Annotated in this window: 14 protein-coding genes; 5 read left to right on the forward strand and 9 right to left on the reverse strand. The window is 41.3% G+C overall.

From position 1 onward, the window contains the following. Positions 1–38: 38 nt before the first annotated feature. From PE36_RS01460 to PE36_RS01470, 3 genes are all read right to left on the reverse strand, one after another. A complete protein-coding gene (locus PE36_RS01460; protein WP_006030155.1) occupies positions 39–1,658 on the reverse strand; it encodes a methyl-accepting chemotaxis protein in 1,620 nt (539 codons plus the stop codon). Between the two features lie 338 nt (positions 1,659–1,996). Beyond that, positions 1,997–2,989, reverse strand: coding sequence for a tRNA dihydrouridine(20/20a) synthase DusA (dusA, locus tag PE36_RS01465; protein WP_006030156.1), 993 nt, complete (start codon positions 2,987–2,989; stop codon positions 1,997–1,999). A 207-nt stretch (positions 2,990–3,196) separates the two neighbouring features. Next, positions 3,197–4,102, reverse strand: a complete 906-nt coding sequence (locus PE36_RS01470) for a LysR family transcriptional regulator (protein WP_043993591.1) — start codon at positions 4,100–4,102, stop codon at positions 3,197–3,199. Between the two features lie 183 nt (positions 4,103–4,285). Between PE36_RS01470 and PE36_RS01475 the strand changes: the two genes are divergently transcribed. The 5 genes from PE36_RS01475 (at position 4,286) to PE36_RS01490 (ending at position 6,550) form a co-directional block, all read left to right on the forward strand. Then, positions 4,286–4,975 carry a pirin family protein gene (locus PE36_RS01475; protein ID WP_006030158.1) on the forward strand — a complete coding sequence of 230 codons (690 nt, stop codon included), beginning with the start codon at positions 4,286–4,288 and terminating at the stop codon, positions 4,973–4,975. 23 nt (positions 4,976–4,998) lie between these two features. Next, complete coding sequence (locus PE36_RS24860) at positions 4,999–5,133, forward strand: hypothetical protein (RefSeq protein ID WP_255348853.1); 135 nt, start codon at positions 4,999–5,001, stop codon at positions 5,131–5,133. A gap of 70 nt (positions 5,134–5,203) precedes the next feature. Next, positions 5,204–5,407 carry a hypothetical protein gene (locus PE36_RS01480; RefSeq protein ID WP_043993593.1) on the forward strand — a complete coding sequence of 68 codons (204 nt, stop codon included), beginning with the start codon at positions 5,204–5,206 and terminating at the stop codon, positions 5,405–5,407. A gap of 214 nt (positions 5,408–5,621) precedes the next feature. Continuing rightward, positions 5,622–6,062: a zinc uptake transcriptional repressor Zur gene (gene zur / locus PE36_RS01485; protein ID WP_043993594.1), complete on the forward strand. Its 441-nt coding sequence runs from the start codon at positions 5,622–5,624 to the stop codon at positions 6,060–6,062. A 23-nt stretch (positions 6,063–6,085) separates the two neighbouring features. Then, positions 6,086–6,550 (forward strand): chemotaxis protein CheX, encoded by a 465-nt coding sequence (locus tag PE36_RS01490; protein ID WP_006030161.1) that lies wholly within the window; start codon positions 6,086–6,088, stop codon positions 6,548–6,550. A 92-nt stretch (positions 6,551–6,642) separates the two neighbouring features. Here the strand turns inward: PE36_RS01490 and PE36_RS01495 are convergent, their stop codons facing one another. The 6 genes from PE36_RS01495 to PE36_RS01520 form a co-directional block, all read right to left on the reverse strand. Further along, positions 6,643–7,245, reverse strand: coding sequence for a peroxiredoxin C (locus PE36_RS01495; protein ID WP_006030162.1), 603 nt, complete (start codon positions 7,243–7,245; stop codon positions 6,643–6,645). Between the two features lie 300 nt (positions 7,246–7,545). Then, on the reverse strand, positions 7,546–8,433 hold the full coding sequence (locus PE36_RS01500; RefSeq protein ID WP_006030163.1) for a radical SAM protein: 888 nt from the start codon (positions 8,431–8,433) through the stop codon (positions 7,546–7,548). Between the two features lie 181 nt (positions 8,434–8,614). Next, positions 8,615–9,262, reverse strand: a complete 648-nt coding sequence (locus PE36_RS01505) for a TetR/AcrR family transcriptional regulator (protein ID WP_006030164.1) — start codon at positions 9,260–9,262, stop codon at positions 8,615–8,617. Positions 9,263–9,614: 352 nt separating this feature from the next. Beyond that, positions 9,615–10,688 carry an alanine racemase gene (gene alr, locus PE36_RS01510; RefSeq protein WP_006030165.1) on the reverse strand — a complete coding sequence of 358 codons (1,074 nt, stop codon included), beginning with the start codon at positions 10,686–10,688 and terminating at the stop codon, positions 9,615–9,617. A 9-nt stretch (positions 10,689–10,697) separates the two neighbouring features. Further along, on the reverse strand, positions 10,698–12,125 hold the full coding sequence (dnaB, locus tag PE36_RS01515; RefSeq protein ID WP_006030166.1) for a replicative DNA helicase: 1,428 nt from the start codon (positions 12,123–12,125) through the stop codon (positions 10,698–10,700). Positions 12,126–12,308: 183 nt separating this feature from the next. Further along, positions 12,309–12,623: a cytochrome c gene (locus PE36_RS01520; protein WP_043993597.1), complete on the reverse strand. Its 315-nt coding sequence runs from the start codon at positions 12,621–12,623 to the stop codon at positions 12,309–12,311. Positions 12,624–12,693: the final 70 nt, after the last annotated feature.

Here is a 12,693-nt window from a genome sequence, read left to right on the forward strand (position 1 = left end):
TTAGAAATTTCGTGCAGCAAGCAAATTGTCGTTACTTACTACACACTAAATTGATTTGTTGCTTTCCTTAGTTTTTGTGTGGCAATTTCAATAGCTTGTGCGATCTCATCAAGCACTTCGGTATCTTTAGATACTTGTGTTGCTATCGAATGGGTTTCATCGATATAACCATGTATCAGTTTTGATGTTTGAGCCTGTTCTTCCGTCGCTGATGCAATTTGCTCGTTGACGACATTGATGGCTTGAACTTTACCCGAAATGTTTGTTAGAGAATCGCCAGCACTCGATGATTGCTCTACGCCAATATCCGCTTTACTCATCCCACGTTGCATCGCTTCCACAGCGCCTCGTGAAGCACGTTGCAATTCTTCCAATACTTGTTGGATCTCTTGGGTTGAATCTTGTGTGCGAGATGCTAAAGTCCGAACTTCGTCTGCAACAACAGCAAAACCTCGTCCTTGTTCACCCGCACGCGCCGCTTCAATGGCTGCATTTAAGGCTAACAGATTGGTCTGATCAGCGATACTACGGATAGTATCGAGGATCACGCCAACATTGCTAGTATGAGCGTCTAATTCGTCGATTACTTTTGACGCTGTTTTCACCTCGTCAGCCAGTTCGTGTATGGCTTCGATGGTCTTTTTAACAACCACAGTACCAGTCTCAGCTTCGCTGTTTGCACTGCTTGCTTCTGCCGAAGCATTAGACGCATAATCAGCAATATGCCTGACAGTCTCAAACATTTCGTTCATCGAGCGAGATACCTGATCAATCGACTGACTTTGCTCTTGAATTCGCGATTTAGAAGTACTACTTGATGTCGCTAATTGCGTCGATGCTTGTGATAACGAATCGATCGATTGAATGGTTTCGCTAATACTGCCATGAAGTTTATCTAAGAACAGATTAAACCAATGTACCAGCTCACCAACTTCATCTTTATTTACATAATCAATACGTACCGTAAGATCACCGTCGCCTTGCGCGATCTCTTTTAACGAATCAGATACTTTACGAATACTGCCTGTGATCGATACCGTCAGCCAATAACATACCGCCAGTACTAATATAATCACACCGACAGCTAACATCACACCGCGATCACGACTCGTATCAGAGCTCGCTAATGACGTTTCAATCAAGGCAGTGAAGTCAGATTGACTGTCTTGTTTAAACTGACCAAGATTAGCTAACAACTTTTCTAATGTAAAACGGTTCTTTTCTGCTAACACAGATAAGTCATCCATAGAAATAGTGCCCATAATCAAACCATTAGCTAGATATTTCGCGGAATTATAATACTCTTTAGCTTCCGCCTTAATTAACAATAACTCGCTGCGTTTATCAGGGTGAATAGAATTAATTATGTCTAATTGACTAATGAGATCAGCATAAACTTCATCAGCACTTAGCAGCATATCTTCATCACCAATGGTTACAGATGTTTCAATTGCTTGGGTTAACTCGGCAATCTTACTGTTACTGATCGTGGCCGCTTCAAGTACTGGATAATAAATTGCAGACAGTTGTGATAACCGTTCTTTATTTTCTTTCACAACAAGAATGTTGGCGAAAAGATAAGTTAAAAAACTAACGACAACAACCGCCGAAAGAATGCCGATCTTATGCTTGATTTTTAGTTGGGTGGAGAGTCCCATTTAATACCTCTGTAGCGTTTGTAAGTTAGCTTGATAATGTGATTACAATATCAGTCCCGTCCCTGTGATCTAACTTATAGATCGGACAATATCCGATAAGTCTCTAATAACTTATCGGCCTGAAGATTAAAATCATGACCGTTTAACTGATTTATTTTATTAAATCGTTAGTATTAGAATATTCATACTACCTGAATAAATTAACCCAAACGAGCCTCAGCAGTTAATAACTATCCGACCTTTAAAAATCATACAAAAAAAAAGCCTATTATATAAATTATAATAAGCTTTATTGTTTTGAATTTTAAATCACTGCATTAGCATTTTGGCCTATGACTTTAGCTTTTAGGTACTAACAGTAATGCTGCTTCTACAACCTCAACACCCGCGCCTTTTTTATGCCCTTGCTCGCTGAGGTGACGCTTCCACGCTCTTGCTCCCGGCAACCCAAGGAATAACCCAAGCATATGACGATAAATGTGCGTTAAACTGCCGCCATTACGAATATGATTATCAATATACGGTAGCATCATTTCAGCGTAATCGTGACGGCTATGGATCGACTTCTCGCCACCATAAACCAGCTCATCAATTTGGCTCAATAAAAATGGGTTATGATACGCTTCACGCCCCATCATCACGCCGTCAACATTACCTAGGTGTAATTGCGTTTCTGCTAATGTTTTAACACCACCATTGATAGCAATGAAAAGCGCTGGGAAGTCCTGTTTAATATCATAAACACGTTGATAATTAAGCTCTGGGATCTCACGATTCTCTTTCGGGCTTAACCCGCTTAACCAGGCTTTACGCGCATGTAAAGTAAAGTCCTTACAACCCGTAGCTGCAACGGTATCGATAAAGGTTTGTAGAAATTCATACGAGTCTTGGTCATCAATACCAATACGGGTTTTAACCGTAATCGGAATATCTACCACGTCTTGCATTGCTTTTACACAATCCGCCACCAGCGTCGGTTCAGCCATTAAACAGGCACCAAATTTACCACTTTGCACGCGATCTGATGGGCAACCCACATTCAGGTTAATTTCGTCATAACCACGCTCTTGTGCCAACTTCGCACTTTGAGCCAGATCGATAGGATTACTGCCACCTAACTGCAACGACACCGGGTGCTCTTCTTTGTTATAGGCAAGATAATCACCGCGACCGTGAATGATCGCACCTGTGGTTACCATTTCTGTGTACAGCAAGGTATTCTTGGTTAACAAGCGGTGGAAGTAACGGCAATGACGGTCTGTCCAATCCAACATTGGGGCAATCGAAAAACGCCCAGGGGCATGAACACTGGTGGTAACTGGCTTGGTCATTACTTTATTATCTCTTATCAGGATGCGTAAGTGCACTAAATATAAGTGCGCTAACTAAATATAAGTACGCTAAATGTCATTAGGCTGCTTTCAAATTCGTACTACAGCAAAGCCGCGACGATGAAAAACAAGGGGGCGATCATACACCTTGCGGGCTGCACTTTCAAAAATAAAGATCTTACCCACATATTTTATGACGCCAGCAACTCATTTCTGTTTTAAGGCATCGCCATAGATCTCAACGACAAACTCCAGAAAGACTTTAACTTTCGGTATTTTAGCGCGGTGGCGTGGATACAAGGCATAGACATCGACAGGCTCCATCCCCCAGTTTGGTAATATATTCACTAACCGTCCTGCCGCAACGTCTTCACGACTCATGTAATCGGGCAATACCGCGATACCTAACCCATCAATCAAAGACTGTTTAAGAATGGCAAAGTCATCCACTAATAATCGCGGCTTACAGTTAACGCTAAAAGCCTCGCCCGCTGTCGACACTAAGTTTAACGTTGGATCATTGTTAGTCGGGTTCATCACCAGTAATTGATGCGTGAATAAGTCACTGACCACGTGTGGTGTGCCATGTTTAGCCAAATAAGCAGGACTGGAAAATAATGTGCGCGTGGCAGTCCCGAGTTTTTTCGCAATCAACATCGAGTCTGCTAATTGGCCAATACGGATCACCACATCAAAGCCTTCTTCAATAAAATCAACTCGTCGGTTAACTAAATTAAGTTGCACGTTTATCTCGGGGTATTGGTGCATGAACGTCGCCAAAGCGGGTCTTAATATTTGCTGCCCTGTCGATATCGAGGCACCTATTTTTAATTCACCTTTGTAGCTATGCAGTAATTCAGACACTGATGCAGTGGCTAAATCCAACTCTTCATGCACTCGCTTACAATGAATCAAATAGCGTTTACCGGCTTCGGTTAAATGTTGTGAACGAGTCGAACGCTCTAACAAGGTGATATTTAATTGTTGCTCTAACCGTGAAACCTTGCGACTTACATTGGCTTTGGGAATACCGAGTCGGTCTGCGGCGAGGGTAAAGCTGCCCGTTTCAACCACAGCTAAAAACACCATCATGTCATTTAAGTCATGTTCCATTGTATCAAGGCCCATTCATTGTTGTTGAATATGAAATTATCATATCAATAAATCGCTATTTATCAAACAAGCTTCACGTCCTATTATTAGTTTCAACAAAGAGAAGTTAACAACAGAGCAAGATAACTTCAAAGCAAGTAATACTAAGAATGAAATCACTCAATAACAAACACGGAGCAGAACATGCAAATACTCAGTAGAAAATCATTACCCCTAGGCGGTTTTGCTGGTTTAACCGAACATCGTTTAGTCACGGATAGACGTGTTTTTGGTAACCGAAAAGCAGCCAACACATTCGACGGGTTAGGCAACTTTGTTTACCTTGCGGATGCGCAGTTTAATCCACGCGGTCAAACTCACATGCACCCACACAAAGAAATCGATGTTATTTCTATCATGATGGATGGCCGCGTCAGTCATGAAGGTTCGCTTGAACACGGACAAAGTTTAAATGCCGGTGAAGCTCAGATTCAGCGTGCCGGTGGCGAAGGTTTTTCACATAACGAAGTGAATCCAGATAACAGCAAAAATCGCATGTTGCAGTTATGGGTATTACCCGATGAATCAGGTCAACCTGCGGGATACAAACACTACAAACTCAAAACCAATGGTGTGACCCGTATCTATGGCGGCACGAAGAGTCAAAGCGAGACTTTTGATAGCAAAACCTATATCGACATAGTGCGCTTAGCGGCTAGCGAAAGTATCAAATTAGACAATGAAGTGCTCGCTTATGTCAGTAAAGGTAATGCGGAATTCGCTGATAAGAACAGTACCTTTAACGCCGAAGAGGGTGATTTAATCCGTAGTTATCAAACACAGATCACCGCGACTACAGATGTCGAGATCGTCGTGGTGAGCAAGCAGGCGTAAAAGTAGCAACCTGGGCATCGGTATTGGCCGAAGTGATGGATGATTGGCGCAGTGAAAAAGGCATGGAGCTTGGCAGTATCTTAGGTCAGCACACTACTTATCGTTGGCTATATGGTAATTATTTACAAGCCAGCCAGGCGAACCAAGCGAAAAATTAATGGCCATTTATCATGTTGTACCCAGTGTGCAATACGGTGTTCAACATGCTGTTTTATTAAGGAGTAGAACATGACCCCACCAAACAAGCATCTGATCGCACTAATTAATTATTTTACCCTGATCCCCTTGGTCTATTTTATTCCACAGTGGCTTAACCCTTATCTACCCGCCAATCCATTGTTACAAGTCTGTATAGTGGTGGCGATTATCGTGCCAATCATTTCGTATGTTGTTATGCCAATAGCCATGACGCGATTGACCAAACCCAAGTAAGGAACTGTTATTTATAGAAAAATATATATTATAGCCAAGCCACTTCAAAATGCACAATCAGCAAACCGAACGAAGAGGATATTCAAAAAACGAACGGGATCTGTCATCTCGTTTGTTTGCTTATATGAATAAACCCACTTTCTCTGCATTGCTGATTAGAAAAGTCACCTCAATGTGTTAGCATTATCCTTTCTCCGCTATTTTAATGGTTCCTATGACAGACTCAGCGAACAATTTACTCTACAGAGCGCAGCAGCTTTGTATTACCCGTGCAGTTCGCTTCACCCCAATTAGGCAACAAATTTTTCTGTTAATGGCACAGCACAACGCCATGATCAGCGCTTATGATCTGCTGGCTCAGCTGCAGCTATTAGAACCGAATGCCAAACCACCGACAGTTTATCGCGCACTCGATTTTCTACTCGAAGAAGGCTTTATCCATAAAATAGAATCAAGTAATGCCTTTATTTTATGTCCACATTTTGGTGAAAAGCATCCTTCACAACTACTCTTATGTAAAAGCTGTGGTAGCGTTATTGAATTGCACAATGCAGAAATAGAAGAGTTGCTACAATCACTTGCCGACGAACATGGTTTTGCCATTACGACGAAGACAGTTGAAGCACATGGTATCTGTGCTGGTTGTCGTGAATAATTAAATTTCAGGAATAACAAACTATGCGTGTAGAGTTTATCAATCCATTTATTTCATCTTTATTAAATGTATTAAATACCATGGCACAAGTGGAGTTAACTCCCGGTAAGCCAAGACTCAAAAAAGACGATAAAGCTAAAGGTGATATATCCGGTATTATGGGGATGATGTCAACCCAAGCTAAAGGTTCATTTGCACTGACATTTGATGAATCATTGGCATTAGCCATCATGCAGAATATGCTGGGTGAGAAACCAGCAAAAATTGATGCTGAAGTCATTGATATGGTGGGTGAGATCACCAATATGGTGACTGGCGGTGCCAAACGTATTTTAGCTGAAAAAGGCTTTGATTTTGATATGTCGACCCCGATCGTGGTATCAGGTAAAGATCATACCATTACGCATAAATCTGAAGGGCCAAAATTATTGCTGCCACTAACTAGTGCGTTCGGCAATGCCTCGATTGAAATATGCTTTGATAGCTAAGACAATAGCAAACAATAGATACTAAAAAGCCAATCTCGATGAGATTGGCTTTTTTATTGGACTTAATTTTTACTTAATAAGTTAAGTGAAAATTATAGGCCTTTAGCATTTTTGCTTAGGTATTTAGCAACGCCTTCTGGAGATGCTTCCATAGCTTCTTTACCAGCTTCCCATTGTGCAGGACAAACTTCACCGTTTTTCTCGTGGAAGTTTAGTGCATCAACCATACGAAGCATTTCATCGATGTTACGGCCTAATGGAAGGTCGTTAACAACTTGGTGACGAACAACGCCGTTTGTGTCGATTAGGAAAGAACCACGGAAAGCCACACCAGCTTCTGGATGTTCAACACCATATGCTTGACAAATATCGTGTTTAACATCTGCTACTAGTGGGTATTTAACTGGACCGATACCACCATCTTCAATAGAAGTGTTGCGCCATGCGTTGTGGCTGAATTGTGAATCGATTGAAACACCGATTACTTCAACACCACGTTTTTGGAATTCTTCTAGACGGTGATCAAAAGCAATTAGCTCTGATGGGCAAACGAATGTGAAATCAAGTGGGTAGAAAAATACAACCGCTGATTTACCTTTAGTGAATTCAGCAAAGTTAAAGTTATCAACGATTTCGCCGTTACCTAGTACTGCTGCAGCTGTAAAATCAGGTGCTTGACGTCCTACTAAAACCATTTTAATCTCCTAAAATTAATTAAATATCCGCTTATTTACGGCATAATTTTCACATTAAATATAATTTTAAACCAATTGTTTGAGTCAATCATTTTAATAGACAAAAACTATCAAACAGTTAGTAATCATAAGGTAATAATTATTAAAATATAACCTTAGCAACCATAGCACTGCCCTTTCTGGTTGTCATCTGGTCTGCTACTTTTTTCTAAATTACTGTGATAATAGCAGCGCTAAATGTTGAAAATATGACAGTTATACTGTTAACAGATAATAATTATATTGTTGAAAAGAGAATAGTTATAACCCGCGCTGCCATTCTTTACGCAGATTGCTTTGTTCTGGGGTTTCAATTGCCCCACGTACTTGCGCTAATAATTGTTCTTTATCTTGCCCTAACGTCCCTTTCAAAGACAAGTAGTTAGAAGCATGGTCAGATCTGAATACGGTATTCTTCAGGTCTAGATTTTCTAACAACATTTGCATTTCCAAAAATAACCCTTGCTGATCGGGTAACTGGAAACCATTGACGAAATTCTTGGCAAACTTGGCTTGTCCTAATGGAAAAGACACGACTAATGTGGATAAATAATCCGGCTGTGCTTCGTTCATTAAACGGGCTGAATTTAATGCATGCTGCTCAGTAAACTCGGTGCCACCTAAACCATTTAATATCATCACCGAGGTTTTAATGCCTGCGCCTTTAAGTTTGTATAATGCATCGAGTTGTGAAGCGTAAGTTTCGCCTTTCTCAACTAATGCTAATACTTCATCATCACCACTTTCACAGCCGACATAAACAATGCCTAAACCGAGATTACATAACTCATAAAGCTCTGCCAATGATTTATTTTTGATGTTACGAGGTAGGCAATAAGCACTGACTCTTTGCACATGGGGCATGTGCTTGCGGATCAGTAGCAAGATCTCTTTTAAACGTTTAAACGGTAATGTCATGGCATCACCATCAGCAAGAAAAACGCGCTGATGCTTTTGACCGCTGGCAACAACACTTAAAATTTCAGCTTCAATATCTGCAATCTTTTTAGCGCGGAATTTTTTCTGCGGTTGGGTATACATATCGCAAAAAGTGCAGTTATTCCAAGAACAACCATTGGCTACTTGTAAGATCAGTGAACGCCATTCACTCGGCGGACGAAATACGGGTTCAACATAAGAAATAGGCATAAAACAGTTCCATTATTTGAGCGTCAGCATCCACTGCTAATTGAGGCGGGTACCAAGCAGTATCTATAACCCAAGCATCTTGAAGTAACTTGGGTATATATCATGCAACACTGCTAATTTATTCGGTTAAGATAGTCGTATCTAGTGGGCTAGCATGACAACAATTAACGCCGTTATGTTGTTAATCATCGCTTTGATTAACCTTAAGCTTATAACCTGCTAAGTTCGCGTAATGCGTCAAGTATACTTTCGCTAGTACTTTTGCTTCATGAACATATTTATCTGCTGATTCAGGTTCCTGAACAGCCAGGCGTAAAATTGAACCGACAGTACGTGGTAAAATAACCGAGATCATTTTGATCTGTTCACTATCCAGATCGTCAGCGACAATGCTCACCATTTGCTTTTGAATCACTGCGGAATGAAAATCGAGTGCTGACTGGTCAATACTTTTAAGTTCAGGTAACGAATCAACACCTGACCAAACAGCCATATAACCCGGTTCATTCTGGTAGAATTCAGCATATATTTCGATAACCAGTTCGATACGGTCTTCAAGCGGTAAATCACTTGCGACTACTGAGAAACGTAATTCCAATGCTTGGAGATGACGTTCAGCCAATGCACGGATAATTGATGCTTTATTAGGGAAGTAGCGGTACAAAGATGTTCTGGTTAAACCCGATGCTTTAGCAATATCAGAAGGGGTCGCATTCGCAATCCCGATTTCATCAAATAAGGCGGCCGCGGAGTCAATAATTTGTTTTACTCTTTCAAGGCTTCTTTCCTGCCTAGGAAGATTTCTTTGCATCGTATTATTCTCTGTCATATTCCCTCTTGCTGCTGTACAAATTAAATGATAAAAAGTGAAATAAACTATGCTTAATCGCAACCCTGAGGTACATCTATCAATTTTATACTAATAATTTAATATCGGCGAAATAAAACAATAATTGACGGATATTGGCTCAAGTTTAGACTTAAATTAAGTAAGTAGAGCTTTAACCCTACTCTATGATAGCGCAATTAATTAACAAATTGCAGATGAAATACGCATATTTTAGTCCACCTATTGCATTAAAATTCATGACTCCGTGTTATCTATAAATATAATACCTTGATATGACTTAATTTTCGTTGGCTTTCAAACTAAAAATAAAGACATCATAGCCAACTGTTTTTTATAAATATTTTAGTGTAACCCGTTGGGTAAGCTTAGTTACCAGCTCATATGCAATGGTTCCGATGTGCTCAGCAACTAATTCTGCTGGTAAACCAGCTCCCCACATAATCACTTTATCGCCAACTTTATCTTGGCAATCAACACCTAAGTCAACCGTTAACATATCCATTGAAACGCGCCCAACAATCGGTACGATACGGCCATTGATTAATACCGGTGTACCTTCTGGTGCCATGCGTGGGTAACCATCACCATAACCCACAGCAACAACGCCTAAGCGAGTATCTGTTGATGCACTCCAAATACCACCATAACCCGTGGTTTCACCTTTTTTAATATCGTGCACTGCAATTAAGTCTGTGGTTAATGTCATCACTGGCTTTAAATCATGTTCGACAGCGGTTGCGCCGATCATCGGTGACACGCCATAGAGCATAATACCAGGGCGGATCCAATCCCGATGTGCACTTGGCCAAGCCAACACTCCCGCAGAGTTAGCAATAGAATGTTCACCCTCTTCACCAGCCACTAATTCGTCAAATATATTAATTTGACGTTGGGTGATACTCGGGTCAGCTTCATCCGCACAACTAAAATGGGTCATCAACCGTGCAGGTTGCACTACATTAGGGTTATTCTTCAAGCGCTCAATGGCACGTTTACAGTTGTCAGGACGGATCCCCAAACGGTGCATACCGGTATCCATCTTCAACCAAACATGAATAGGCGCCTCTAAGTCAGCTTGTTCGAGTTCGTCAAGCTGTTGTTCAATATGTACCGATGTTTGAATGTTATTTGCCACCAAGATCGGTAATTCATCTGTCGAGAAGAAACCTTCCAATAATAAGATCGGTTTTACAATACCACCACTGCGCAGGGTTAAGGCTTCTTCAACACGAGCCACCGCAAATGCATCGACATCAGTAAGCGCAGATGCGACTGCAAGCAGACCATGGCCATAAGCATTCGCCTTCACAACAGCCATTATTTTACTGTGCGGGGCAATGTTTTTTATTTGTTGAACGTTATGCTGCAATGACTGCAAACATATTTCAGCCGTTGCTGAACGCATAGCTATTCCTTAATAATCATCATCATAAGCAGGACCAGTAAAGTTATCAAAGCGCGAAAATTCACCGTTAAAGGTCAATCTTATTTTACCAATTGGGCCGTTACGTTGTTTACCGATAATGATTTCGGCAGTGCCTTTATCTGGCGAATCATCGTTATAAACTTCATCACGATAAATAAACATAATTAAATCGGCATCCTGCTCAATAGAGCCTGATTCACGAAGATCCGAGTTAACCGGACGTTTATCGGCACGTTGTTCCAACGAGCGATTCAACTGTGATAAGGCAATCACAGGACATTTAAGTTCCTTAGCAAGGGACTTCAATGAACGGGAAATTTCGGCAATTTCCAAGGTTCTGTTTTCACTTAATGCAGGCACACGCATGAGTTGCAGGTAGTCAATCATGATCATACTGATGCCTCCGTGATCACGGGCAATACGACGTGAACGCGATCGGACCTCGGTTGGCGTCAAACCAGAGCTATCATCAATGTACATTTTACCCTGTTCCAGCATGCTCTTCATGGTCGCAGATAAACGCGCCCAATCATCATCATCTAATTGGCCAGTACGTACTTTAGTTTGATTAATTTTGCCGAGTGACGCGAGCATACGCATCATGATTTGCTCTGCTGGCATTTCTAGCGAGAAAATAACCGCGGGTTTATCTTCATTCAACGCCGCGTGTTCACATAAATTCATCGCGAAAGTCGTTTTTCCCATCGATGGTCTGGCTGCGACAATAATCAAATCAGACGGTTGGAAGCCAGTCGTCATCGCATCAAGATCATGATAACCCGACGCAACCCCTGTCACACCATCATGTGGGGTTTGGTAAAGCTCTTCAATCTTATCAACGGTTTCTTGCAGTACGCTTTCTAAGTTCTTTGGGCCTTGGCCTTCGCTCTGTCTTGATTCTGCAATTTGGAATACTTTACTTTCAGCTAAATCAAGTAGGTCGGTACTTTTACGCCCTTGTGGCTCATAACCTGACTCACTGATATCACTGGCAACCGCAATGAGTTCACGTATTATCGCACGCTCACGCACAATGTTGGCATAAGCGGTAATGTTCGATGCACTTGGGGTATTTTTAGTAATATCACCCAGATACGCAAAACCACCCGCATCATCGAGCAGTTCTTCGTTATCTAACCATTCGGAAACGGTAATAATGTCCAGCGGGATATGCTGATCCACCAGCTTCCCCATTGCTTCGAAGATAAGCTGATGTGGGCGACTGTAAAAATCTTTCGCCACCACAAATTCGGTTACACGATCCCAGGCTTCATTATCAATGAATAAGCCACCTAACACCGATTGCTCAGCCTCAAACGAATGCGGCGGCACTTTTAGCGCATCAACAGCACTGTCTTTTCTATTTTTATCTTTTGAAAACTGATTTTGAAACTGGTTTTGACGTTTGTCGGCCATGCTAGCGCTCACGAAATTTAGTGCGATTAGCCATTATCCTAAAAATATCCCTGTAGGGGAAATGAAATAACCAGTGAAGTGGTAAAAATTTATACGAGGGCGGTGTTTGACGGTTTTTTGATTAATAAAAAAGCCTCATCGCGAGGCTTTATTAATGTATTGGCTGTTGGTACTAACGCAATACTATTTTAAGCTTGCGAAGTACGCCGCTACATTGTTAATGTCTGCGTCAGATAATGCCATCGCTTGACCAGCCATTATCGGCGCCATACCGCCAGTACGTTGACCCGTTTTATAGGCTTTTAATGCATTAACTAAATACATTTCTTTTTGACCCGCTAGATTTGGGTACATAGGCACAGCAGAAATACCTGCTGCACCATGACAAGCAGCACATACAGCCGCTTTCGCTTTACCAGCAGCGATATCACCACCAGCCATTGCAAGAGAAGGAACTAAACATGTTAACGCAACGATCATTGTTGTAATTTTTTTCATCATATACTCACTAATTGCATCCTGCTGTGAAGCAGTATAGGGTTTAACTTTATTATTTGTGGCAAATTTT

Origin of the sequence: Moritella sp. PE36, assembly GCF_000170855.1 — a bacterium.
Classification (GTDB): Bacteria; Pseudomonadota; Gammaproteobacteria; order Enterobacterales; family Moritellaceae; genus Moritella.